Here is a 23,544-nt window from a genome sequence, read left to right on the forward strand (position 1 = left end):
AGGTCGCGGCGGGCATCGAGCGAGGCCTGTACGCGGATCGGGATCTGCCGGTCATCCAGCGAGATTTTCGTCAGCTGTGCGTCGATATCACCGATGGTGGCGACGCGCACGGTCTGCGAGATCTGCTGCGGCGTGATGCCGAGGCGGGCGATTTCATCCTTGCGCGGGCGGATTTGCAGTTCCGGCCGGGGCAGGGCGCCCTCCGAGCTGACATTGGCAAGGATCGGCGAGGCGCGCAGGCGGCTTTCGAGAATGCCGACGGCGTCGCTGAGGTCCTTCTCGTTCTTCGAGAGAAAGTTGAAGGAGAGTTCGCGTTCCGCGCGGTCGTTCAGCTTGATGATGCGCACATCGGGAATGCCACGTACCTGCGCGAAGATATCCCGCTCCACATCCCATTGCGGACGTGTGCGGCCCTTCTCCTCCACCTTCGGCAGATATGGACCGATGAGCGGAATGGAACCGAGGCCCTTGTTGACGAGTGTTTTCAGCAGCGAGTGATCGATATGTTCGAGGATGACGTTGACGGTGGCACGGCGAAGCTCCAGGTCACCCTTCGGCGAAGCGCCGCCAAGGATGAAGACGCTTTCCACGCCGTTGATATCACGTAGCGCCTGATAGATCTGCGTCGTCGTGCGGTCGGTTTCATCGAGCGTCGCATTGGGCGGCAGTTCCACCGAAAGCGTGACGCGCGAGGCGTCATCCGGCGGCAGGAAGCTGCCCGGCACCTGGGCCAGAAGCATGACCGATGCAATAAGGAAGGCGATCGCACCCACGAGCGTCAGATACCGCGCCCACCATTTGCGGGTGGTGGCGGTGACCATGCGCGTATAGGCCTTCATCAGCCTGCCATCATTGTCGTGATGGTCGTCCATCGCGTCTTCGGCACGCATCAGATAGGCCGCCATCAGCGGCGTGATGAGGCGGGCGACGGCGAGCGAGAAGAACACCGAGAAGGCGACGGTGAGGCCGAACTGGATGAAGTATTGGCCCGGAATACCAGGCATGAACGAGACGGGCACGAAGACGGCGATGATGGTGAAGCTGGTGGCGATGACGGCGAGGCCGATTTCGTCCGCCGCTTCCAGCGCCGCGCGATAGGGCGTCTTGCCCATCTTGATGTGACGGGCAATGTTCTCGATTTCCACGATCGCGTCATCCACGAGAATACCCGTGGCGAGCGTGAGCGCGAGGAAGCTGACGAGGTTGAGCGAGAAGCCCATGATATCCATGATCCAGAAGGTCGGGATCGCGGAGAGCGGTAGCGCCACGGCGGCAATCAGCGTTGCGCGCCAGTTGCGCAGGAAAAGCAGGACGACGATAACGGCGAGGACAGCGCCTTCGATCAGCGTGTCGAGCGCGGCCTTATAGTTGCCGTAGGTGAAGTAGACGGAGTCATCGACCTTCTGGATGTCGACGTCAGGATGATCCTTTCGCACCTGTTCAAGGCTTTCCGACACGGTCTGCGCCACGGAAACCTCGCTCGCGCCCTTGGAGCGGAACACGGCGAAGGTGACGGCAGGATTGCCGTTGAAGCGTGAGAAAGACTTCGGCTCCTGATAGGTATCCGTGATCGTGCCGAGTTCGGACAGCTTGACGAAACGGCCGTTCGAAAGGGCAATGGTGGTGTTGGCAAGCTGCGAAACATCGCGCGTATCGCCGAGCGTGCGGATGGTCTGTTCGTTGCCGCCCACCTGGCCACGGCCGGAGCCAAGGTCGATATTGGTGCCGCGCAGCTGGCTGTTCACCTCGCTGGCGGTGATACCATAGGCGTCGAGCTTTTCGGGGTTCAGCGCCACGCGCACTTCCCGGTCCGCACCGCCGTAGCGATCGACCTTGCCGATGCCGGATTTGCCCTGCAAAGCCCGCTTGATCGTATCATCCACGAACCATGACAGCTCTTCGAGCGTCATGTTGGGCGAGGAAACGGCAAAGCTCTGGATCGCCTGACCCTCGACGTCGATCTTGCTGACGATCGGCTCTTCGATATCGGCGGGAAGGTCGCTGCGGATCTTGTCGATGGCGTCCTTGGTGTCCTGAACCGCCTCTTCCGTCGGTTTTTCAATGCGGAAGACGACCGTGGTGGTGGACTGGCCATCGACCACGGTGGACTGGATTTCATCGACGCCGCTAATGGCGGCGACGGCGTCCTCGATCTCCTTCGTCACCTGCATTTCGAGTTCGGAGGGCGAAGCGCCGCTCTGCGTCACGGTGACGGCGACGACGGGAACGTCGATATTCGGGAAGCGGGTGATCGGCAGGGTGTTGAATGCCTGCAGGCCGAGCATCATCAACACGGCGAAGCCGAGCAGCGGCGCAATCGGGTTACGGATTGACCATGCGGAAAAGTTCATTTCAATCCCTCAGTCAGTTGGACGCAGACGTCTGGGCTTCAACCGGCTTGATCCGGTCCCCATCACGCACGAATGCCCCAGCCTTCTCGACAACCTTGTCTCCAGCGGCAAGACCGCTGACAATCTCAATGAAACCGCCGTCTTCAATGCCGGTCTCGATCTTCACCTGCTTGACGACATCGCCTTCCACCTTGCGGGTGGTCGAGCCTTCGCGCCCGGCGGTGACGGCCGAGAGCGGCAGGGCGAGCGCGTTCGTCTCCTCGACGATGATCGCGGCGCTGGCATACATGCCCGAGCGCGCCGGGCTCCCTTCGGGCAGCACCACATGCACGGAACCGAGGCGCGTCGTCGGATCGACGGTAGGCGAGACGAGGCGCACCTTGCCCTCTATTTTCTCAGTTCCGCCGGCAACCGTCAAATAGGCTTTCTGGCCGACCTTCACCTTCTGGATGTCGGTCTCGGACAGATCGGCGACGAGTTCGATCGCGCCGTCCTTGATGACGGTGAAAAGCGGATTGCCGGCGCCGCTGGCAATCGCGCCTACCTTGGCATTCTTGGCCGAAACGATGCCGGCAACCGGGGTTTTTACACCCGTGCGCGTCAGCTTCAGGTCGATATCGGCAATTTGAGCGTCCACGACTTTGATGTCGGCTTCGCCGGCGGAAACGGCCTGGCGGGCGGCGTTGAGCTTGGCGGCGGCGACTTCCGCCTGCGCCTGCGTCTGCTCAACCTGCGAGACGGAACCTGAGCCGCTCTGGCCGAGCTTTGCCGCACGGTCGCGCTGGCGGTTCGCGTCATTGGCGCTCGCCTCCGCTTCCAGAACCTGCGCCTTGGATTGGGCAACGGCTGCCTGCGCCTTGGCCTTGTTGGCCTCAAGCTGGCTCTTCTGAAGGATAAGACTGTCGGAGGAGAGGACGGCGAGGACTGCGTTGGCTTCGACCCTGTCGCCAATATCGACGTTCAGCGTATCGATCGACAGGCCATCGACCAGCGGCTGGACATAGATTTCATCGACTGGGCGGATGGTGCCTGTCGCGATGATGCGGTCCACGAGATCGCGTTTTGCGGCATGGGCAACGATAATGGAAGGCAGGTTCTGCTGTTTGACCGGGGCCTGCGCCTCTCCCTCGGCGGCTGCTGACAGGGGGAGCGCCGCTGCGGACAGAAGAAGGAATACAAAGCGGTTAAACGTGACTCTATGCTGCATGTGGCTTGGCTCGCGCAATATTCGCTCGCATGTCCTGCAGGCCCGGGGCCGTGTCTCAAAAGGTCATGCGATGGCGAATGTGAAACAAGGGATCACAATACTTCCTTTTCGATCCTCCCGATTCAAACGCCCCTCAACGCGAATCTAAAGCACCTTTGCCTCGTGCTTTTTTTACAAGATCAAGTTTGGCAGTCTTGTGGGCGGGACTTTAATTCTTGTTGACGTGCAAATCAATCCGCATAGCCGTTGGTCTAGGTATACATTTTTGTATAGGCGCGGATGTTGTAATTCGTCCGGCGGGTTACCAATACAAGCCAACGGCGCTTGAGTCACGAGAGTAAAAAAACCTCGTCATGCCGGACTAGATCCGGCATCCAGCCACGGCGCGTCTGCGCCGTGAAAGGACGTTTCCGCGATCAAGGACTTGATCGCGCTGGACCCCGGATCAGGTCGGGGTGACGGCGTGTGGATACGACCCGCGTCTTCGCTTGCCTGCCACGACCTACTTCAACGCCGCGTCGGTAATCTCGGTGGTGTAGGCGCCTGCCGGTTCCTTGGTGATGACAGGATCGGAGCCGCCGCCGAGCAGCGTTTTCACCGTGCGCTCGTAATCGGCCTTGTCGAGCGCGCCCTTCGAGCCTGCGGTGAGCTTGGCGACTTCGCCCATCATGCGCTTCTGATGCTTTTCGGTCTGCGCGCCGGAGGCGTCGTTTTCGAGAACGATATCGGCGGCCTCGTCGGGGTTTTCTTCCGCCCATTTCCAGCCCTTCATGGAGGCGCGAACGAATTTGACCATGTCCTCCTTGAATTTGGCGTCCTTGAGCTTGTCTTCGAGAACGTAGAGTCCGTCTTCCAGCGTCGCCACGCCTTCATCCTCATATTTGAAGGTGACGAGGTCTTCAGGCTTGATGCCGGCGTCGAGAACCTGGCCGTATTCATTATAGGTCATGGTGGAAATGCACGCGGCCTGTTTCTGCAAAAGCGGATCGACGTTGAAACCCTGTTTCAGCACGGTAACACCATCAGCCCCGCCGGTGGTCGGGATTTTCAGGTGCGCCATCCACGACAGGAACGGATATTCATTTCCGAAGAACCAGACGCCCAGCGTCTTGCCCTTGAAATCCTCGGGTTTCTTGATGCCGGTTTCCTTCAGGCAGGTCAGCATCATGCCCGAGGATTTGAACGGTTGGGCGATGTTGACAAGCGGTACGCCCTTTTCGCGGGTGGCAAGCGCAGACGGCATCCAGTCGACGATCACGTCGGCCCCGCCTCCAGCCAATACTTGCGCCGGTGCGATATCCGGGCCACCGGGCTTGATATCGACGTCGAGGCCTTCGGCTTCATAAAAGCCCTTGTCCTTGGCGACGTAATAACCGGCGAACTGCGCCTGGGTCACCCATTTCAGCTGCAGGGTGATCTTGTCGGCGGCCTGAACGCTAAATGCGGTCAGCAGTGACGCGCCGGCAAGAAGCATGGATGCAAGTTTCATTTTCATCGCTGTTCCCTTTTTCGTTATTTACGTTCGTCCCCCACGGACGGACGGATGCCAGAAGGTGACGGCCCGCTCTGCGAGCGCCACAAGACCGTAAAAGCCAGACCCTGCGAGCGCCGCCACGGCAATCTCGGCCCAGACCATATCGACATTGCTGCGGCCCATTTCCGCGGAGATGCGGAACCCCATGCCGACGATGGGCGTGCCGAAGAATTCCGCGACGATGGCGCCGATCAAGGCGAGCGTGGAATTGATTTTCAGCGCGTTGAAGATGAAGGGCCAGGCGGCGGGCAGGCGCAGCTTTATCAGCGTGGGAAACCACCCGGCGGCATAGGTGCGCATCAGGTCGCGCTCCATGTGGCTGGCGGCGGCAAGCCCCTGCACCGTGTTCACCAGCATCGGGAAGAAGGTCATGATGACGACGACGGCGACTTTCGACTGCCAGTCGAAACCGAACCACATGACCATGATCGGCGCTATGCCGACCACCGGAAGGGCAGAGACGAAATTGCCGATGGGCAAGAGCCCGCGTTGCAGGAAGGGCGAGCGGTCGATGAGGATGGCGACGATGAAGCCGAGGCCGCAGCCCAGCACGTAACCTGTCAGCACCGATTTCAGGAAAGTCTGGCGGAAATCCGCCCAGAGGATCGGCAGGGAGCTGAGGAGGCGGGCGAGAATGGCGCTCGGGGCCGGCAGCAGGATGGGCGGCACGGAAAATCCGCGCACGATGCCTTCCCAGAGCACCACAATGGCAAGGCCGAAAAGGAGAGGCACCGCGATGCGGCTGACGCGCCTTTTTGAGGAGGAGGTGAAGTTGCGCCGCACCAGCCATTCGTTGAAGGCCCAGGCGGCAAGCCAGAACAGGATCGCACCGATAAACCAGCCAGGGTTCGTCATGGCCGTGCTCCCATTCGCTTGAGGACGGCGGCGTGGGCGATGCCGATGACCGAGACAAGAATGGCGGCGACCCCGGCAGCCATGAACAGCGCCGCCCAGATCTGCACCGTCTGGCCGTAATAGGAGCCGGAAAGCAGGCGCGCGCCGAGACCGGCGACAGCGCCTGTCGGCAATTCGCCGACGATGGCGCCGACCAGCGCGATGGCGATGGCGATCTTCAGCGAGGTGAAAAGATAAGGCAGTGCGGAGGGCCAGCGCAGCTTCCAGAAGATTTGCGCCGGCGAAGCATTATAAGTGTGCATCAGATCGAGCTGCAGGGTTTCGGGGCTTCTTAAGCCCTTCACCATACCGACGACGATGGGGAAAAAGGAGAGATAGGTCGAAATCAGCGCCTTCGGCAGCAGCCCGGAAATGCCGATGGAGTTCAGGACAACGATGATCATCGGCGCGATGGCGAGGATGGGGATGGTCTGGCTGGCAATGATCCACGGCATGACCGAGCGGTCCATGGCGCGGTTATGCATGATCGCGACCGCCAGCAGGATGCCCAATACCGCGCCGATGGCGAAACCGAGCAACGTGGCGGAAAGCGTGATGCCGGCGTGGTAGACGAGGCTGCGTTTCGAGGTGACGGGCTTGTTGACGGTCGTGTCCCAGAGTTCCGCGATGATCTGATGCGGGGCGGGGAGGACCGGGCGCTCCTGGGCGAAGGTCTGCGGCAGGAGTTCGAGGAAGCCCGGCGTCTGGCCAGAGCGGGTGGCCTGGTCGCGGGCGAAGGGCAGGTTGAGGTAGATGACGGCCAGGTGCCAGAGGATGAAGATGGCGAGGAGGACGGTGAGGATGGGGAGGATGCGGTGGCGGAGGAGGGTCATGGGGTTTTGCTCCCTCGCCTGTGCCGCGGATGGGGTTTAGCGGTGCCTTGTGGGTGGCGCTTACCCCCCTCTGTCCTGCCGGACATCTCCCCCACAAGGGGGGAGATCGACTCGTGGGTGGGTCTCGTCCAACTCAAAGCTTGGGAATGGAATGGAGGTAGGGCCGCCTGCCTTCTTCTCCCCGAGGGGGAGAAGGTCGCGGCAGCGGGATGAGGGGGCAAGGGTAGCGTTGAGCCGCAATCTTGCCCCCTCATCCGACCCTTCGGGCCACCTTCTCCCCGGCGGGGAGAAAAAACGAGGGGCAACCTACCGCCAAATGAGCCAATGCTGGCGCCAACCTCACCCCTCATAGCTGTGCCCCGCCTTCAACCCCTCACGCACCCGGTGCGCAATCGCCAGAAACTCCGGCGTTTCCCTGATTTCCAGCGGCCTTTCGCGCGGCAAAGTGGATTCGATCACGTCGGTCACTCGTCCAGGACGCGGCGACATGACGACGATTTTCGTCGAGAGATAAACCGCTTCCGGAATCGAGTGGGTGACGAAACAGATGGTCTTGCCGGTCGTATCCCACAGTTTCAGCAGCTGTTCGTTGAGGTGATCGCGAACGATCTCGTCCAGCGCGCCGAACGGCTCGTCCATCAGAAGCAGGTCGGCATCGAAGGCAAGCGCGCGGGCGATGGAGACGCGCTGCTGCATGCCGCCGGAAAGCTGCCAGGGATATTTCTTGCCGAAGCCGTTGAGGTTGACGAGGTCGAGCGTGCGGTCGACGCGCTCGCGCTGCTCGGCCCTGCTGTAACCCATGATTTCGAGCGGCAGGGCGATGTTCTTTTCGATGCTCCGCCAGGGATAAAGGGCGGCGGCTTGAAAAACGTAGCCGTAGGACCGGTCCTTGCGGGCGTTTTCCGGCGTCGTACCGTTGACGGTGATCTCGCCTGACGTGTGTTTTTCAAGATCGGCGATGACCCGCAAAAAGGTGGTCTTGCCGCAGCCGGAAGGGCCGATGAAGGAGACGAAGTCGCCCTTTTTCACGTCGAGATCGACATTGGACAGGGCGTGGACCGGTCCATCCCCCGTTTCGAAGGTGAGGCCCAGTTTTCTGGCGGAAACGACGGAATAGGAAGAGGCCTGGTTCATCGCGGCTTGGTTTCACTTTCCGTAAGGGCGGCGCGCGCCAGCGGCAGCATCTGGGTTTCCGTCAGTCTGGCGATGGTCACACCGGGGTTGCGGTCGAGATCGAGCCAGCGGACTTCCTCGATTTCCGCCTGCGGGGTGACCTCGGCATGAAGCCTGGCGGTGAAGGCATGGGCGACGACATCGGCGCCCGGCTCATTGGCGGCTTCCTCGCGAAAGACGCCCTCATAACGCGCGGCATTTTCGGGGAGCGTCAGGCCGATTTCTTCGGCCAACTCGCGGTGAAGCGCCTGTTCCGGGGTTTCGCCCGGATCGATCTTGCCGCCCGGCTGCATGAACTGCGTGGTGCCGCGCTTGCGCACCACGAGCATCTGCCGCTTCTCGTTGAGCAAGATGGCGGCAGCGATGAGGATTTCGCGTTTCGGCTCGCCCATGATCACACGCCCGATGCCGGAATGCCTGTGCGTTCCACCTTGCGTGGCGAGACGAGCTCCTTCCAGGTGGAAAGCGCCTGGCTGACGGCCGGATAGGGATCGCGGGCGATGAACTGGCCATGGCCGGCCTGTGTCTCGATGGTGCCTTCCTCGACGCTCACCAGCCCGCGTGAGAGCGTGTAGCGCGGCAGGCCTTTTACCCTGTGTCCTTCGAACACGTTGTAATCGATGGCCGATTGCTGGTTTGCGGCGCTGATGGTCTTTGTCAGCGCCGGGTCCCAGACGACGATATCGGCATCGCTGCCAACGAGGATCGCGCCTTTTCTCGGATAGATGTTGAGGATCTTCGCAATATTGGTGGAGGTGACGGCGACAAATTCATTCATCGTCAGCCGGCCGGTCGCCACGCCATGGGTCCAGAGCAGCGGCATTCGATCTTCCAGCCCGCCGGTGCCGTTGGGGATCTTGCGGAAATCACCGAGGCCGAAGCGTTTCTGCTCGGTGGTGAAGGCGCAATGATCGGTCGCCACACATTGCAGCGAGCCGGAGGCGAGACCCGCCCAGAGGCTGTCCTGATGCTGACGGTTACGGAAGGGCGGCGACATGACGCGGCGGGCGGCGTGATCCCAGTCGGGATTGGCATATTCGCCTTCGTCGAGGATCAGGTGCTGGATCAGCGGTTCGCCATAGACCCGCATGCCGTTTTGCCGGGCGCGGCGGATGGCTTCATGGGCTTGTTCGCAGGAGGTGTGGACGACGTAAAGCGGCGCACCGGCCATATCGGCGATGATGATGGCGCGGTTGGTGGCCTCGCCTTCCACGGAAGGCGGGCGGGAATAGGCGTGCGCTTCCGGCCCGACATTGCCTTCCGACATCAGTTTTTCCTGCATCTGCGCGACGATATCGCCGTTTTCCGCATGCACGAAGGGAATGGCGCCCAGTTCCGCACAGCGCGAGAAGGAGGCGAACATCTCGTCGTCATTCACCATCAGCGCGCCTTTATAGGCCATGAAGTGCTTGAAGGAATTGATGCCCTTTTCCTGAACCACCGTCTTCATCTCGTCGAAGACCTGCTCGCCCCACCAGGTGACGGCCATGTGGAAGGAATAATCGCAATTGGCGCGCGTCGCCTTGTTGTCCCAGCGTTTCAGGGCGTCAAGAAGCGATTGCCCCGGCTCCGGCAGGCAGAAATCCACCACCATGGTCGTGCCGCCGGCCAGCGCCGCCCGCGTGCCGCTCTCGAAATCATCGGCGGAATAGGTGCCCATGAAGGGCATTTCCAGATGCACATGCGGATCGATGCCGCCAGGCATGACGAAACATCCGGTGGCATCGAGGATGGTGCCGCCGGTGAGATCAGGTCCGATTTCGGCGATTTTGCCATCTTCGATCTTCACATCGGCCTTATAGGTGAGGTCGGCGGTGACGACGGTGCCGTTCTTGATGATGGTGGCGGTCATTCGACGATCTCCGCAGTCTCCAGCACCGCATGCAGCAGCACGTCGCAGCCGGCCTTTGCCCATTCCGGTGAAATCTCTTCGGCCTCGTTGTGGGAGAGCCCGCCCACGCAGGGGCAGAAGATCATGGTTGACGGAGCGACCCTTGCGGTCCAGCAGGCGTCGTGGCCGGCGCCGGAGATGATGTCCATGTGGCTGTAACCCAGTCGTTCGGCGGCAGAGCGCACCCGGCCGACCAAAACAGGATCGAAGGTGACGGGGTCGAAATGGCCGATGGCTTCGATCGAGCAGCCGACGCCGAGGTCTTCGGCGATGGCGGGCACCTCGCGTTCGAAGATGGCGCGCATGCTGTCGAGCTTTGCCTGCGAGGGGGTTCTGAGGTCGATGGTGAAGACCACCTTGCCGGGCAGCACATTGCGGGAGTTGGGCGTAAATATCATCTGGCCGACGCCGGCGACAGCACCCGGCTGGTGAGCCATCGCCACTTCCTGCACCTTTTCGAGAATGCGGGCGGCGGCGAGGCCGGCATTAACCCGCATGGCCATCGGGGTGGAGCCGGTATGGGCTTCCTTGCCGGTCAGGGTCACTTCCAGCCACCACAGGCCCTGGCAATGGGTGACGACGCCGATCTGCTTGTTTTCGGCCTCAAGGATCGGCCCTTGTTCAATGTGGTATTCGAAATAGGCGTGCATCCTGCGCGCGCCGACCTCTTCATCACCCAGCCAGCCGATGCGTTTCAGCTCCTCGCCGTAGGTCTTGCCGTCTGTATCCGTGCGGCTATAGGCGTAATCGAGATCGTGAATGCCGGCGAAAACCCCCGACGCCAGCATGGCGGGCGCAAAGCGGGCGCCTTCCTCGTTCGACCAGTTCGTAACCACGATCGGGTGCCTGGTCCTGATATTGAGGTCGTTCAGGCTGCGCACGACCTCCAGTCCGGCCAGCACGCCAAGTACGCCGTCATATTTGCCGCCGGTCGGCTGGGTATCGAGATGGCTGCCGATATAGACGGGAAGCGCGTCCGGGTCTTCACCGGGACGGGTTGCGAACATAGTGCCCATGCGGTCGACGCCCATCGTCAGGCCTGCCGCTTCGCACCAGCGCTGAAAAAGGCTGCGGCCTTCCGCATCCTCATCCGTCAGCGTGCGGCGATTATTGCCGCCGGCAATGCCGGGGCCGATCTTCGCCATGTCCATCAGACTATCCCACAGACGGTCGCCATTGACCGTCAAGTTCTTACCCGCCGTCATAAAGTGTCGTCCTCACCTGTTTTGTTTTTATCAAAGCAAAGCTTGTGCCGTTCCCCTTTTTGCCGGTTAAGATAACAGCCATTGCCTTGTGACGGCGATGATGGATAAATTGACCGGCTGGTAAACATTGCAAATTCGCGATGGCGTCAGCAAGGGATTTTGTGACGAATCGCAGTAATTTTGCCTAAGCTATGAACGGCGATTATTTTTTAAGCATACTGTAGCGGCAATTGCATTGAAAAGAAACAGAGAGCTGAGAATGGCCATACCGCGCGCAGCGAAAACACAGAAGCGGACCCGCATTCAGGAGGAAAAGCAGGAGGCGATTCTTGAAGCTGCACTCAGTGTTTTTTCCACGAATGGGTTCCGCGGCTCCACAATCGACCAGATTGCGGAGGCGGCCGGCATGTCCAAACCGAACGTGCTTTATTATTTTCGCACCAAGGAGGCGATGCATCGTGCGCTTATCGAGCGGGTGCTCGACACCTGGCTCGACCCGCTGCGCGCTTTCGATGCAGAGGGCAACCCAGAAAGCGAGATCCGCTCCTATATTCGTCGCAAGCTGGAAATGTCGCGCGATTTCCCGCGTGAAAGCCGCCTGTTTGCGAATGAGATCCTGCAGGGCGCGCCCCATATCGAAGACGAGTTGAAAGGGCCGCTGAAACAGCTGGTGGATGAGAAGGCCGAGGTGATCCGCGCTTGGGTGAAGGCCGGCCGGATGGCCAAATGCGACCCTTACCACCTCATTTTCTCGATCTGGTCGACCACCCAGCACTATGCCGATTTCGATGTGCAGGTGCGGGCGGTGCTGGGTGACAAGAACGGCGGCGAGGGACGTTTCGAGGACGCGGCCCGGCATCTGGAGCAGCTTTTCATGGGCGGGTTGCGGATAAACGGCTGAGCATCGCCGGATTTTAAGCGACAGAGCGCGGCGTGAAAAACATGATGAAAATTATCACCTTTATACTTTACTAGAAAACTCATCTTTATTATGGTGCCGGCATCCCGAACGTCGGGGCCCATATCGGGGTATCAAAAACCAACCGGCAGGTGAGGGAATGGCACGCAAGGAAAAGAAGAAATCTGGAGGCGGCGGCAAGCAGGGCAAGGGCGCGCCGCAGACTGAAAGAGAGGCGGCCGAAGAGCAGCTTTCGGGTCCGAAAAGCTTTCTTTATGTGGGCGGCCGTGACTGTCAGGTTGCCCATCTTCGCCAGATCGCCAGCAGTTTCGGCGCCGAGCTGATCCACCACGATGGCGGCCTGCGCGAGGCGGTCTCGCGCATCGATACCGTGCTTCCCTCCGTCGACTGCGTTTTCTGCCCGATCGACTGTATCAGCCATGATGCGTGTCTGCGGGTGAAGTCCGGTTGCAAGAAATTCGGCAAGACGTTCATTCCGCTGCGCAATGGCAGCAAATCCAGTCTGGAGCGGGCGCTACAGACGATGAATGAACGGACATCCAGCGATGAGCGACGAGCGCAATAACGTCCACGACGACAATCCCCCGGCAGCAGAAGCCTGCCGTGCGGAACTGCACAAGATGGCGGAGCAGGCAGGGGATTTCTGCCTGACGGATATTTACGAGATGGTTGGGGAGCGGGACGAGCGCAACCGCACCGCAAATGTCGTTGTTTTTCCGCATTTGAACGCCCGACAGCCAAGTCGGACGCCTTCATTTATAGAAGATGCGCCGGACAAGTGCCGCCGCAACATCCTGCCATTTCGCAGGAAGGGGCGGCAGAGTTAATGCACCTCCCCATGATCTCAGGGCTTGCGTGAGGCATCGAGGTCTCGGTGTTGCTTGGATCCTCGTCTCAGGGGTGAGGATGACGTTACCTGCGAGACGCCGCGGCACGCCATAGTTTCAGACAGCCGATTCAAGGGTGTCAAGCCGTGGGCTTCAAAAACGCTCCTGCGCACAACACCAACCAACCCGAGATCATGCCGAGGCCGCCGAGGGGGGCGGCGTAGGGGAAGAGGCTGTGGCCAAAAAAGTGTCTGACGACGAGATCGCCGACAAAGATGGCCGTGCCAAGGCCGAGGATCAGGCCGGCGGGAATGGCGGTTCGGATACGGTCTGCACCGATGTGGAGCGCGATCAGCACCGGCGCATGGGCGAGCGCCATGGCTGAGGCGTTGCCGAGCATATAGGTTTCGCCGGTATGGGTGGCGGCGGCCGCGAGCATGACCCCGGCAGCACCCAGCAGGCTGCCCAACAACAGGATGAAGGCGCGCAGTCTCTCGTGGGTCATGGATTATCCGCTTCCTGGTTCTGCATGTGAAAGGCGAGCCGCTCGATCGGGGGCCAGATGATGTCTCGCAGCTTCGCGTTGTCGATTGTCTCTTCCATGGCGCGGCGGAAGCAGAGCAGCCATTCGTCCCGCTCGGCTGGGCCGATGGGGGCAACGAAATGACGACGGCGCAGCATGGGGTGACCGTGCTTTTCGACATAAACCGGCGGTCCGCCAAGATAACCGGTCAGATAATCGTAAAACTTCGCTTCGCTGCCGGAGAGGTCGGCAGGGTGAATGGCACGGCAGCGCGCCGCTTCCGGCAGGGTATCCATCAATTCATAAAAGCGCCGGGTCAGCGCCCTCACGGTCGCATCGCCACCGATCGCTTCATAAAGGGTAACAGTCTCGCCGCTCATCATCCGCCTCTTGTCGCCACCAGGACCTTATCGCTCCGCCGGACGGCAAGGGCAACAGGGCAATGACAGGGTGCGACATTAGGGACAGTGCGTTGATGAGGTCCTCAGTTTTCACTTGCGACGGATCGTTGAATAGCTTCAACAGCGTTTCTGAGCGGCGCCACATGTTCCGTGACGACTGCCCAAACAACGTCATCCGCTATTCTGTGGTATTCATGGCGCAGAATATTGCCGATTCCAATCCAGGGCACATCCGGCACCGTGTGCACCGTTATCCGGTTTAAATTTTTGGACAGGCTGCAATCCCGTTGAAGTCGGTGGCGAAGGGTGGAATTCACTCAACGTCATCCTCGGGCTTGTCCCGAGGGTCTAATCAGGTCGAATAAAACCAACGTTTGCAGATCCTCGGGCCAAGCCCGAGGATGACGTCGGCGCGATTGGATCGACTTTGCTTACCATCTAATCGCGTCCGTTCTCTTCATGCGCGCAGCTTTTACCATCGCGCCTGCGGCTTCCACTCTCACCCGAAATTTCGAATGAGCTCCAGCCCCTTGCTCAGAAGCGTTTCAGCTTCATCCTGGTTGGCGGCTTCGACGTAACAGCGCATCTCGGGCGCGTTGCCGGAAGGGCGGAAGTGGATGGTGCTGCCGTCGGTCAATGACACGCGTAGGCCGTCGATGTCGCTGAGGCCCTTCACCGTGCCGACCGGGGCGAGGAACGTGTCGAGATTGGTGCGCGAGGCGCGCAGATGCGTCATCAGCGCCGCGCTTTTTTCCTGGGCGAAATTTTCCAGCCGGTCGGCGGCGGCGACGGGCAGGTTATAGGCGGCTGCGATATGCGACAGCGGTTTTTTCTCTACGGCGGAAAGATGCAGCACGGCGAGAACCGGTAGGAAGCTGTCACGCGTCGGCAGCGGCGCCAGCGGGTTGCCATTCAAGGTGAAGCTGGAGGCCGTCAGCAGGCCGCCATTGGCCTCGAAACCCATCACGCCCGTTTTACCTGACGCAAGCGCTTCAGCCATGCCCGCGATGACGAAGGGGGAGCCGACCTTGGTGCGGACCACTTCGAACCGGCCGTTTGCCTCGATACCGGAGTTGGAGGTGACAGGCGTGACGACGACGCCGGCATCGAGGAAATTGGCGGTAATCAGGCCGATCAGGTCGCCGCGCAGCGGCAAGCCCTTTTCATCGGCAAGCAGCGGACGGTCGCCATCACCGTCGGCGGAAACGATGGCGTCGAGCCTGTGCTCGGGCGACCATTTTTTGAGAAGCGAGAGCGTTTCCGGCGAGACGGCCTCGGTATCCACGGGGATGAAGGTGTCGGATCGACCGAGCGCCACGACGTCAGCGCCATAATGGGCGAGGACGTCGACGAAAAGATCGCGTGCCACGGTGCTATGCTGGTAGACGCCGATCCTGAGCCCGGAAAGCGCCTTTTCCGGCAGCAGCGCGATATTGCGCTCGTAGAAAAGTTCCGCTGCGATGGCGGAATGGTCTTCGGCGGTCGCCGCCTCGTCGCTGATGCCTTCCGCCTCGATTTCGGCGGCGAGAGCGGCGATCGCGGTTTCGTCCTGCTTGTCGATTTCGCCATCGGGGCGATAGAATTTGATACCGTTGCGGTCTGCCGGGATGTGCGAGCCGGTTATCATCAGCGCCCCCGCTTTCAGCGAGAGGCCGTAAAGTGCAAGCGCCGGCGTCGGCACGGTGCCGCAGTCAAGCGGCGTCAGACCGGCTTTTTTCAAAGCGGCAATGCAGGTGGCGGAAACATCAGGGCTCGAATCGCGGAAGTCGCGGCCAACGAGAATGGGATCACCCGCCTTTGTCTGGCCCGATGTGAGAAGGTGCCTTGCAAATGCCGTCGCATAGACGGCCGAGGCTTTTCCTTTCAGATCGACAGAGAGACCCCGAAGGCCGCTCGTTCCAAATTTCAGGCTCATGCCAAACTCCGTTTCACAAAATCATTAGGGGTCAAATGGATACTGGAAAAAGATAACGCCCGAAAGAACCTATCGATCCATCCGGATCGATCATACCGGTCAATCGTCCCTTTCATGCCCGCTGTAAATAGGCGATGATAGCCAGGCAATATGCGGGTAACTTAAAATTCACCCGTCATATCTAGACTTGCGCGTGAATAGCGGCTTCGGCGACGGTGATGATCACCTGTTACCGGCCTTTTTTGTGGTTCGTTCGAGTTGGATTGGCTGATGTACAGGCTTCAAAAGGCGGGACATAAGCAGGCACGTCCGCTCGATGACAAAGCGACGCCCGCGGCCAGACCCCACGGTTCCCTGCTTGATGATCTCGTTGACGAGGACGAGATTTTTGAACGTACCGTGTTGAAGGAGCATCTCGAGCCCAGGCCGACGATGACCGCTGCCCAGCCGGTTGAGGCCGCTGCGCCGCCACGCGCGATCCCTTCGAGCGGCGGTGTCGATGGTTTTCTTCCCGGGCTAAAATATCTCGACAGGATCGGGGTAGCCGATGTTTTCGACTGGCTGCGCCGCGGGATCGTCTGGATCGTGCTGGCGATCATTCTTTGCGTTGCGGGTGCACTCACTTACGCTTCCATGACGCCGCCGCGTTACAAGGCCTATACGGATATCGTCGTTAATCCGTCCAACCTCAATGTCGTCAATGACGGGGTGTTTTCGCCAAACCAGCAGCGCGACACGCAAATCCTCGAAGTTGAAAGCAAGCTGCGCACCATCACGTCGCGCAACGTGCTGGCCCGGGTGGTTGACGAGCTGAAGCTCGATCAGGATCCTGAGTTCACCGAACCTGCGCCGCTTGCCCGGTTCAAAGCGCTGTTTTCGTCAAAGCCAGAGGATGGTGACAACCGCGTCGGGGCGCTGCGGTCGCTGGGCGACCGCGTGGCGGCCGAGCGCGACCCGCGTTCCTTCGTCGTGACGCTTTCGGTCTGGACCAATGATGCGGATAAATCCGTGATGGTCTCCAAGGCCATCGTCAAGGCCTTCGAAAACGAGCTTTTCCAGACGACCTCAGATAGCAGCCAGCGTGTTGTCGACGATCTGAAAAAGCGGCTGGAAGAAATGCGCGAGAACGTGACCGCTGCTGAAAAACGGGTGGCGGATTTCCGCCGTGAGAACGGTCTCCAGGAGAATAACGGCCAGCTCGTCAGCAATCTTGCCTCGGGCGAACTGAACGCGCAGGTGCTTGCCGCCCAGCAGCGTGTCATCCAGGAAGAATCGCGCCTGAAGCAGATGGAGGCGGCGATTGCGCAGAACCGCAGCCAGAGCGACGCGATCTTCGACAGCCAGACGATGAATACGATCCGCGCGCAATATAGCACGCTGCAACAGCAGATCGGCGCGATGACGCTGACCTATGGCGCACGCCATCCGCGACTTGCCACGGCGGGTGCGGAACGGGCCATGCTGGAACGCGGCATGGCGGATGAGGCGCGGCGTATTTTGCAGGCTGCCAAGATCAGCGTCGCGGAAGCACGCTCTTCGCTCGATGCCCTGCGATTAAAGGCCGTGGCGGAACGCGCCAACGTCTTTACCGATAATGAGGCGCAGGTCCGGCTGCGTGATCTCGAGCGTGACGCCCGCTCGGCGGCCGCGATTTACGAGACATACCTTACCCGTTCGCGTCAACTCGCCGAACAGCAATCCATCGATTCCACCAACGTTCGGGTCATTTCGCAGCCGGTCGCGCCCAATTCCAGAAGCTGGCCGCCCGGCAAGTTGACCTTCCTGATTGCCGGCGGTGCGGGCGGCCTGTTCCTCGGTCTTGCGATTGCCGTGGCGCTTGGCCTCTGGCGTTTTCTGCGCCGGGAGGATCATGTGGACGTCGCGATGCGCCCGGCCTGAAGGCCGTTTCTCCAGAACTATTCGTCGGCGATCAGCCCGTCATATACTTCGAGCAGCGCGGCGGCGATGGCCGCGCCCAGCGCATTGCCGGCATCGCGGATGCCAGCCTCGTCGCCATCGCGCACTGAAATCGCCAGATCGGAGGCCTCGTTGGCCACGATTTCTTTCGCCCGCTCTATCGCCCAGAGGCCGAAATCGCCGCGATTGTCGATCGAGATTGTTTCCATGGCCGAAGCCCTTCCTTGGTTTGATGTCCGCGTCCCTTACCCCATCATCCGCAAAACCGGAATAGCAGGGTCATGATGTGCGCAACCTTCAGGGGAATAAATTGGCGCTTCAAACGGCCGCTTATGAAAATATTAATGATAGTTCTTCGTAGTGTCTGAAGCCTTATACCCTATGGATAAGGGTGACCATAACAATGAAACGATGCCTATCTTGGACGCCGGACAGATCATGACAGGGAGAGAGATGCCGCAGACGGAGGAGAGCGGCCAGGGCTGGCCGGTTATCCCTCTTGCGGCACTGCCCATTGCTGATGTGACGATCGATGAAACCGCGCGGGACTTCATTTACCGGGCGACGCGGGAGCGCGCCCCCGGCGCAAGACCTTTCTATTCCACGTCGGCAAACGGTCAGGTCATCGCGCTCTGTCATCATGACCCTGAGTTCGACGCCATGATGCAACAGGCGGACCAGATACACGCCGACGGCATGTCGCTGGTGATCTTTTCCCGCAAATTCTGCAGCAAGGCGTTGAGAGAACGGGTTGCGACGACCGATCTGGTGCATGCAGTGGCAAAGCGCGCCGAAGAGACTGGCAGCCGGTTCTATTTCCTTGGCGGTTCCGAAGAGGTGAACCGGGCGGCCGTCGAGGAAATGCAGAAGCTCTATCCGCGCCTCATCTTTTCTGGACGGCGCAACGGTTACTTCAGCCGGACAGAGGAAGACGCTATCCTTGCGGACATCGTCGCATCGAAGACGGATATTCTCTGGGTGGGATTCGGCATTCCGCTGGAGCAGCGCTTCGTTTCGCGCAATCTCGACAGGCTTTCCAGCGTCGCCGTTATCAAGACCTGCGGCGGCCTCTTCGACTTTCTCGCCGGCAGGAACAGCCGGGCGCCGCAATGGATGCAGGATATGGGGCTGGAATGGCTCTACCGGGCCATGCTGGAGCCGAAACGTTTAGGCAAGCGTTATCTGCTGACCAACCCGATTGCGATTTATTCGTTGCTTAGACATCGCTTTGTTGCTTCAGGCCGAACTCGCTGAAGCATTCCGGCGAGCCGCTGTGTTGCAATCAAGCACTTCTTCCTGCGTCGCACAATAAATATGAGACCTCTCTAACATATTGAGCGGGATGTATTTTACCGCGGAAACCCGTTGCAACTGCACCCGTCTGCGCTACACTGCCCAAATACTACAAATTTATTCGAATGCTGGATATCGAGGACAACGATGGTGATTACGTCCATTGCGCTATTCATATATGGAATTGGCACCGTTACCTCCCTCGTCATGACCTATATCGAAGGCGTCCGTCGCGACAAGAACTGGGACTTTTATCGCGTGGCCGGCATTATCCTTTGTTTCTTCTGGCCGGTGCTCGTGCCGCTCCTCATCGTGGCAACGGCCTTTTCGTCGCTCGGTCTTCAGAAGCGGCGCATGAACCCGATGTCGTTTGGCAGGCAAAAGACTTCGGGCTGACCGATGACGGGTGGCCCGGGTCTCAGCCCCTCTTCGCCGGCGCTTTATAGGGGGTGAGCGTGATGCCGAGGCTGGCCAGCACCCGGCCGATGGACATCAATGGTGGGTGGGTGGCTGGCAACAGGGCACCGGTCTTCACAGCCGCGGAGACGGCGCGCACCACCGACAAGCAGAGGCTGACGAGATTTTTGCCGGCAAGCAGCAGGCCGCCTTTGAGGCCGGGGCGGCGGGCGCGGTCGATGCTGTAATTGATGATGCCGGTGCGGAGCGAGCGCTCCATGATCCAGCGCGGCGCCATCCGGCTTTCCGGAACATATTCGATGATGACGGCCTTAGCGTTCCAGGCAAATTTAAAACCCGCCTTGCGGCAGCGGGTGAAGAAGTCCATGTCGCCGCCGCCGAGGAAGTTGAACTGCACGTCGAATTCGGGTTTCGGCAGGGTTTCGAATACCCGCCGCGAGATGAGGCAATTGCCGGAACCATGGATTTGCTCGACGGGGCCGGTCCGGGCTTCGATGGAGCCGAACAGCGGGTGCGCCAGTACGGCCTTCGTTGCCGGTGCGTCGAATTCGCGGTTGACGGGTCCGCCGACGATATCGACGCCGAAGGATTTCGCCGCCGCCACCATTTCGGCAAGCCACTGCGGGGAGGCGGCCTCGTCGTCATCGATCATCAGGAACCATGCGGCCGAAGGGTAGCTCTGCCGGGCGGTGCGGAAGGCCGTGTTGATGGCGTAACAATTGCCCTGCGTTGGTTCGACCAGGGCCTGCCCCGCCATACCGCTTTGCGCAAGGAAACTACGTGCGACGGCGAGCCCCTGTTGGCCTGCGCCATCATTATCCACGATCACGACGGCGAAGGGAAAATCGACCTTCTGGGCTGCAAGCGACGAGAGCGTCTTTCTCAGGCCATCCGGCCGGCGGAAACTTGGAATGCAGACCACCGCTTCCGGCATGATCTCGGACATGAAGACTCCTAAATGCCGGCAAGTGCTGCGGCGGACAAAGCAATGGCCCTGAAGCTCTGGCGCGGGCGGTGGAGGAAGGTATCGGCCAGCGCCGAGAGGGCCTCCCGGTGGCGGCGGGCGCGAAATGCCTGCGCCACCGTATAGGCATTCATGTGATTTTCAGAGCGGTGGCGGAGGCGGCGCAGCTCCGGCGGCGAAACGGCAGCGATGATCGCGGGATCGGAAAACACGGCTTCTATTGCCGGTTCGCAATCGCGGAAGGTCAGAAGCCTGTTCATCATCACGCTCGTTGCGTGCACCCGGTAATCGAGAACATGGCAGCCCGGCAGATAGACGAAGCGGCCTGCGGCGGCGAGACGGCACCAGCCATACCAGTCTTCTGCATACCGGAGCGACTCGTCAAAGCCGCCAAAGTCCTGGAAAACCCGGGTTCTGACCAGCATGATGCCGCCATTGACGATGAAGTTTCCACCGAGCAAGGTCTCCAGAATGAAACCGTCAGGCTTTTCCCTTCGGCGGATGAGGTTGCGCCGTCCGATCTTTTGGCCGCGTTCATCGATGCGCTCATAGTCGCCATAGACGGCGACGACATCCGGGGGCGACGTGCCGGCGGATAAGGTATTTACAGCGCCGGGCCGCAGACGGTCGTCGGCATCGAGAAACATGGTCCATTCGCCGCGCGCCTGCGACAGGCCGAAATTACGGACGGCGGAAACACCCTGTCTGCCCTGCGGGCGTGCCAGCAATTTCACGCGGGGGTCAGAAAAACCTTCCACTTTTTTCGCGGTGGCATCGGTGGAGCCGTCATCGACAACGAGCACCTCGCGGATGATCTCGCCCTGCACCAACACGCTGTCGATCGCTTCCAAGATGTAGCGCTCGCCATTGCGAACGGGAATGACAATCGAAACGGAAGTCACGCTTTTTCAACTCCATCAGGACAGACCAAGCAATCTCACAGTGAAGTTACTACGGCCTTAAGCGGATCTCACCAATTATGACGTGGGAGAACGTCAGTTAACCTTGCAAATCTTTAATATCCCTTTGGCATGGTTGGAATGTTATGTTTTGGGAATGAAAGTGCGGTGCGTCGGTCGAATGTCCATGCGCCGGGGATTGAGGAGGTGGGTGAATGCGGATCGGGCGGCGGAACTTTTTGGGCGGTGCGGCATGCGCCGGTTTGTTGCATGCTGTCGAAGGCCCGGCATTTGCGGCGCAGAAAAAGGCCACGATCAAAACTGCTCCCTATGGCGCGGCCGTCTATCTCCCCGACCTCAATGCGGACAGCCGCATCGGTGAGGCGGTCGTCAAATATTGCTCGCGCATCACCCCCGTCACCGAAATGAAATGGGAGGTCATGCGGCCTTCGGCTGAGGTCTTCGACTTCGCCGCTGCGGATGCGCTCGCCAATTTCGCGCGGCAGCACAAGCTTTCCATGCATGGCCATCCCCTGATCTGGTACGCTTCCAATGCCCCGTGGCTCGCCACCGTTGGCGGCAGTAAGGTGGAGAAGTTGATGGAGACACATATCGTTACCGTGATGGAGCGATATAAGGACGTCATCCGCAGCTGGGATGTGGTGAACGAACCGATCCCTGACGTTCCCGCCAATGTGCGCGCGCGGCGCGACGCCTGGTATTACGGCGCCGGGCCGGACGCCATCAAGAAAGCGTTCGACATCGCTCATGCGGTCGATCCGAAGGCGCAGCTCGTGCTCAACGAATATGATGTGGAATTTGCCGCCGAGAAATCGCCGGCCAAACGCGCTGCCTTCCGAAATCTCATTCTCGAGCTGCTCGAAAAAGGCGCGCCGATCAATGCTGTCGGCCTGCAGGGGCACCTGCGTGGCGGCTGGCCGATCGCCAAAGACGAGCTGGCGGCCTTCACGACCGAAATGCGTGGCTACGGCCTTGCCGTCCTCGTGACCGAACTCGACGTGATGGACCAGACGCTGCCGACGCCGGAAGCCGAGCGGGATATGCTGATCACCGGCCAGGTCCGCGAGTTTCTGGAGGCGGCCTCGGCAGGCGGGCCGCTTTCCTCCATCACCACATGGGGCATTTCTGATCAATACAGCTGGATCCGCTGGGCCTATCCGCGCCGGGACGGCACCGCCAACCGGCCGCTGCCGCTCGACTGGAGTTTCAACGAAAAACCCATGATGGCCGTTATCAATGAGTTCCGGAACCGTGGTGCATGACGATGAATGCTGACATGCCGCTTCCTCCCGTTCAAAAGGCACTGCAGATCAATCTCCACCCCTTCGATGCTCCCCATGCGGCGCTGACGCTCCCGCATCAGCTGCGGGTGTGGGGCGGGCAGGTGGACCGTATTCTGCTGACGGTCGATACGGGTCAGGTGGGCGCCGGCCGATACAAGGGCAATGGTTTCGATTCCGCGCGTCAACGCCTCTTCGACATGCTGGACGAAATGCAGATCAATTATCCGCATCTCCATGTCGATATCGTCGATTACAGCGAGGCGGCGCGTGGCGCGGTGACGCAGACCTTCTTTTCGCGCTCCCCCATTCCGTATCCCGCCAAGGCTTTCGACGGCGGGCCCTTCCATGTCTATTTCCATGGCCTGAAACGCGCCAATGCCCGTTACGTGCTGCATATGGACAGCGACATGATGTTTGGAGGCGGTAGCCAGAGCTGGTTCAGCGAGGCGGTCGCACTACAGAAGGCCAATCCGGATGCGCTGTGCATCACGCCGTTTTCCGGACCACCGACAGTGCGCGGCGATCTGGATGTCGCCCGCCATGTCGGCATGCCCGGCGTGAAGAATATCCCTGCGCCGCGCAAGCTGCCGTCACGCATTCCCACCTGGCGTTTTGCCACCGTCTCCACGCGGCTTTTCATGATCGATATGGACCGCTTTTCAAAACGGATCGGCTCGCTGGAGCTGTTGCGGCCCGACGTTAAACGGCGCATCCGATCCTATGCCTATAACCAGCAGCCGGTTTCCATGCCGGCCGAGGAAGTGCTGAGCACCAACATGATGCGTGTCGGCGTGCACCGCCTTGATTTTCTCGGCACGGGCAAGGGCATGTATTCGCTGCATCCGCCCTATCGTTCGCCCGAATTTTACGCGGCGCTGCCCTCGATCGTCGAGCGCATCGAAAAGGGCGACATTCCCGAGGGACAGCTTGGCGATTTCGATATCAACGGGTCGATGGTGGACTGGGGAAGCGCTCTGGCAGCCAAGACGCGCTCAAAACGCTATGCGAAAGCGCTACGTCACCTGATTTCTGCCAATGCCGGACGATTTGGCAAGGCATGAAAGCGTGACGCCATGT

The 23,544-nt window shown here is 60.3% G+C and carries 23 protein-coding genes and 1 pseudogene; 8 read left to right on the top strand and 16 right to left on the bottom strand.

What is annotated here, in order from left to right; translation table 11 throughout:
* From ACUTJJ_RS16485 to ACUTJJ_RS16525, 9 genes are all read right to left on the bottom strand, one after another.
* A partial coding sequence (locus ACUTJJ_RS16485; protein WP_445542814.1) for an efflux RND transporter permease subunit occupies positions 1 to 2,351 on the bottom strand: 2,351 nt, incomplete at its 3' end.
* A gap of 13 nt (positions 2,352 to 2,364) precedes the next feature.
* Complete coding sequence (locus ACUTJJ_RS16490; RefSeq protein WP_296068507.1) at positions 2,365 to 3,558, bottom strand: efflux RND transporter periplasmic adaptor subunit; 1,194 nt, start codon at positions 3,556 to 3,558, stop codon at positions 2,365 to 2,367.
* A gap of 502 nt (positions 3,559 to 4,060) precedes the next feature.
* Positions 4,061 to 5,053 carry an ABC transporter substrate-binding protein gene (locus ACUTJJ_RS16495; protein WP_144577077.1) on the bottom strand — a complete coding sequence of 331 codons (993 nt, stop codon included), beginning with the start codon at positions 5,051 to 5,053 and terminating at the stop codon, positions 4,061 to 4,063.
* Positions 5,054 to 5,074: 21 nt separating this feature from the next.
* Positions 5,075 to 5,947: an ABC transporter permease gene (locus ACUTJJ_RS16500; RefSeq protein ID WP_404496307.1), complete on the bottom strand. Its 873-nt coding sequence runs from the start codon at positions 5,945 to 5,947 to the stop codon at positions 5,075 to 5,077.
* Positions 5,944 to 6,819 carry an ABC transporter permease gene (locus tag ACUTJJ_RS16505; protein WP_445542815.1) on the bottom strand — a complete coding sequence of 292 codons (876 nt, stop codon included), beginning with the start codon at positions 6,817 to 6,819 and terminating at the stop codon, positions 5,944 to 5,946. Before ACUTJJ_RS16505 ends, ACUTJJ_RS16500 begins: the two co-directional genes overlap by 4 nt.
* Before the next feature lie 339 nt (positions 6,820 to 7,158).
* Positions 7,159 to 7,953, bottom strand: a complete 795-nt coding sequence (locus tag ACUTJJ_RS16510) for an ABC transporter ATP-binding protein (RefSeq protein WP_445542816.1) — start codon at positions 7,951 to 7,953, stop codon at positions 7,159 to 7,161.
* Complete coding sequence (locus tag ACUTJJ_RS16515) at positions 7,950 to 8,384, bottom strand: NUDIX hydrolase (protein ID WP_445542817.1); 435 nt, start codon at positions 8,382 to 8,384, stop codon at positions 7,950 to 7,952. Before ACUTJJ_RS16515 ends, ACUTJJ_RS16510 begins: the two co-directional genes overlap by 4 nt.
* Positions 8,385 to 8,386: 2 nt before the next feature.
* Positions 8,387 to 9,844 carry a dihydropyrimidinase gene (hydA, locus tag ACUTJJ_RS16520; protein ID WP_445542818.1) on the bottom strand — a complete coding sequence of 486 codons (1,458 nt, stop codon included), beginning with the start codon at positions 9,842 to 9,844 and terminating at the stop codon, positions 8,387 to 8,389.
* Positions 9,841 to 11,088 (bottom strand): Zn-dependent hydrolase, encoded by a 1,248-nt coding sequence (locus ACUTJJ_RS16525; protein WP_296068525.1) that lies wholly within the window; start codon positions 11,086 to 11,088, stop codon positions 9,841 to 9,843. Before ACUTJJ_RS16525 ends, hydA begins: the two co-directional genes overlap by 4 nt.
* A gap of 259 nt (positions 11,089 to 11,347) precedes the next feature.
* Between ACUTJJ_RS16525 and rutR the strand changes: the two genes are divergently transcribed.
* From rutR to ACUTJJ_RS16540, 3 genes and pseudogenes are all read left to right on the top strand, one after another.
* Positions 11,348 to 11,989, top strand: a complete 642-nt coding sequence (gene rutR / locus ACUTJJ_RS16530; RefSeq protein WP_004443251.1) for an HTH-type transcriptional regulator RutR — start codon at positions 11,348 to 11,350, stop codon at positions 11,987 to 11,989.
* A gap of 259 nt (positions 11,990 to 12,248) precedes the next feature.
* A pseudogene (locus ACUTJJ_RS16535) lies at positions 12,249 to 12,572 on the top strand (DUF2325 domain-containing protein); the annotation flags it as partial.
* Complete coding sequence (locus ACUTJJ_RS16540) at positions 12,553 to 12,834, top strand: hypothetical protein (protein ID WP_404496294.1); 282 nt, start codon at positions 12,553 to 12,555, stop codon at positions 12,832 to 12,834. The pseudogene ACUTJJ_RS16535 and the gene ACUTJJ_RS16540, both read left to right, overlap by 20 nt.
* A 139-nt stretch (positions 12,835 to 12,973) precedes the next feature.
* Here the strand turns inward: ACUTJJ_RS16540 and ACUTJJ_RS16545 are convergent, their stop codons facing one another.
* The 4 genes from ACUTJJ_RS16545 to uppO all read right to left on the bottom strand — a co-directional run bounded on the left by ACUTJJ_RS16545 (position 12,974) and on the right by uppO (position 15,673).
* A complete protein-coding gene (locus tag ACUTJJ_RS16545; RefSeq protein ID WP_296068533.1) occupies positions 12,974 to 13,339 on the bottom strand; it encodes a DUF423 domain-containing protein in 366 nt (121 codons plus the stop codon).
* Positions 13,336 to 13,737, bottom strand: coding sequence for a globin domain-containing protein (locus ACUTJJ_RS16550; RefSeq protein WP_445542819.1), 402 nt, complete (start codon positions 13,735 to 13,737; stop codon positions 13,336 to 13,338). Before ACUTJJ_RS16550 ends, ACUTJJ_RS16545 begins: the two co-directional genes overlap by 4 nt.
* Positions 13,738 to 13,841: 104 nt before the next feature.
* A complete protein-coding gene (locus tag ACUTJJ_RS16555) occupies positions 13,842 to 14,075 on the bottom strand; it encodes a HepT-like ribonuclease domain-containing protein (protein ID WP_445542820.1) in 234 nt (77 codons plus the stop codon).
* 182 nt (positions 14,076 to 14,257) lie between these two features.
* Positions 14,258 to 15,673 carry a polysaccharide biosynthesis phosphomannomutase UppO gene (uppO, locus tag ACUTJJ_RS16560; RefSeq protein ID WP_445542821.1) on the bottom strand — a complete coding sequence of 472 codons (1,416 nt, stop codon included), beginning with the start codon at positions 15,671 to 15,673 and terminating at the stop codon, positions 14,258 to 14,260.
* Positions 15,674 to 15,943: 270 nt separating this feature from the next.
* On the opposite strand from uppO, the gene uppM reads away from it, so the two are divergent.
* Positions 15,944 to 17,572, top strand: a complete 1,629-nt coding sequence (uppM, locus tag ACUTJJ_RS16565; protein ID WP_445542822.1) for a polysaccharide biosynthesis protein UppM — start codon at positions 15,944 to 15,946, stop codon at positions 17,570 to 17,572.
* A gap of 17 nt (positions 17,573 to 17,589) precedes the next feature.
* Here uppM and ACUTJJ_RS16570 read toward each other — a convergent pair whose 3' ends face one another.
* Positions 17,590 to 17,799, bottom strand: coding sequence for a hypothetical protein (locus tag ACUTJJ_RS16570; RefSeq protein WP_063948266.1), 210 nt, complete (start codon positions 17,797 to 17,799; stop codon positions 17,590 to 17,592).
* 244 nt (positions 17,800 to 18,043) lie between these two features.
* Between ACUTJJ_RS16570 and uppL the strand changes: the two genes are divergently transcribed.
* Both uppL and ACUTJJ_RS16580 read left to right on the top strand, forming a co-directional pair.
* A complete protein-coding gene (uppL, locus tag ACUTJJ_RS16575; RefSeq protein WP_209089698.1) occupies positions 18,044 to 18,844 on the top strand; it encodes a polysaccharide biosynthesis UDP-hexose transferase UppL in 801 nt (266 codons plus the stop codon).
* Between the two features lie 186 nt (positions 18,845 to 19,030).
* Positions 19,031 to 19,279 (top strand): hypothetical protein, encoded by a 249-nt coding sequence (locus ACUTJJ_RS16580; protein WP_209087315.1) that lies wholly within the window; start codon positions 19,031 to 19,033, stop codon positions 19,277 to 19,279.
* A gap of 22 nt (positions 19,280 to 19,301) precedes the next feature.
* Here the strand turns inward: ACUTJJ_RS16580 and uppJ are convergent, their stop codons facing one another.
* Both uppJ and uppH read right to left on the bottom strand, forming a co-directional pair.
* Positions 19,302 to 20,246, bottom strand: a complete 945-nt coding sequence (uppJ, locus tag ACUTJJ_RS16585; RefSeq protein WP_445542823.1) for a polysaccharide biosynthesis UDP-hexose transferase UppJ — start codon at positions 20,244 to 20,246, stop codon at positions 19,302 to 19,304.
* 8 nt (positions 20,247 to 20,254) lie between these two features.
* Complete coding sequence (gene uppH, locus ACUTJJ_RS16590) at positions 20,255 to 21,166, bottom strand: polysaccharide biosynthesis endo-1,4-beta-xylanase UppH (RefSeq protein ID WP_445542824.1); 912 nt, start codon at positions 21,164 to 21,166, stop codon at positions 20,255 to 20,257.
* A gap of 212 nt (positions 21,167 to 21,378) precedes the next feature.
* Between uppH and uppI the strand changes: the two genes are divergently transcribed.
* Both uppI and uppG read left to right on the top strand, forming a co-directional pair.
* Complete coding sequence (gene uppI, locus ACUTJJ_RS16595) at positions 21,379 to 22,446, top strand: polysaccharide biosynthesis UDP-hexose transferase UppI (protein ID WP_063948270.1); 1,068 nt, start codon at positions 21,379 to 21,381, stop codon at positions 22,444 to 22,446.
* A 2-nt stretch (positions 22,447 to 22,448) separates the two neighbouring features.
* The gene (gene uppG / locus ACUTJJ_RS16600) at positions 22,449 to 23,528 is read left to right on the top strand and encodes a polysaccharide biosynthesis glycosyltransferase UppG (RefSeq protein WP_063948312.1); all 1,080 of its coding nucleotides are present in this window, start codon (positions 22,449 to 22,451) and stop codon (positions 23,526 to 23,528) included.
* Positions 23,529 to 23,544: the final 16 nt, after the last annotated feature.

The organism is Agrobacterium sp. DKPNP3 (assembly GCF_052686535.1).